Origin of the sequence: Bacillus sp. ISO11 (genome assembly GCF_003458115.1) — a bacterium.
Lineage (GTDB): Bacteria > Bacillota > Bacilli > Bacillales > Bacillaceae_G > Bacillus_A > Bacillus_A cereus.
In genome coordinates this window covers 1-456 of record NZ_QXCO01000101.1, presented here as the reverse complement: position 1 = coordinate 456, position 456 = coordinate 1, and the positions used below count along the sequence as shown (strand labels likewise).

Sequence of the window (456 nt, the reverse complement as noted above, 5' to 3'; positions counted from 1 at the left end):
TGCGTCTGCCTGTTCCGCCACCCCGGCATGTCATATTGAAAATTGGAGCGGAAGACGGGATTCGAACCCGCGACCCCAACCTTGGCAAGGTTGTATTCTACCACTGAACTACTTCCGCAAGACATGTTTGAGATATTTTATTAAAAGTGCGGGTGAAGGGAGTCGAACCCCCACGCCAAAGGCGCTAGATCCTAAGTCTAGTGCGTCTGCCAATTCCGCCACACCCGCATATTAATTAAAATGGTGAGCCATGAAGGACTCGAACCTTCGACCCTCTGATTAAAAGTCAGATGCTCTACCAACTGAGCTAATGGCTCTTACAATAAAAACTGGTGCCGACTAGAGGACTTGAACCCCCAACCTACTGATTACAAGTCAGTTGCTCTACCAATTGAGCTAAGTCGGCTAAATGGTGGAGGATGACGGGATCGAACCGCCGACCCCCTGCTTGTAAGG

General features: G+C 49.8%; 4 tRNA genes. All 4 read right to left on the bottom strand.

Going from position 1 to position 456, the window contains the following annotated elements:
• Positions 1-43: 43 nt before the first annotated feature.
• Positions 44-118: transfer RNA gene (locus tag D1166_RS31005), tRNA-Gly, on the bottom strand.
• A 29-nt stretch (positions 119-147) separates the two neighbouring features.
• Positions 148-228: transfer RNA gene (locus D1166_RS31000), tRNA-Leu, on the bottom strand.
• Positions 229-241: 13 nt separating this feature from the next.
• Positions 242-317: transfer RNA gene (locus D1166_RS30995), tRNA-Lys, on the bottom strand.
• A 13-nt stretch (positions 318-330) separates the two neighbouring features.
• Positions 331-406: transfer RNA gene (locus D1166_RS30990), tRNA-Thr, on the bottom strand.
• Positions 407-456 lie beyond the last annotated feature (50 nt).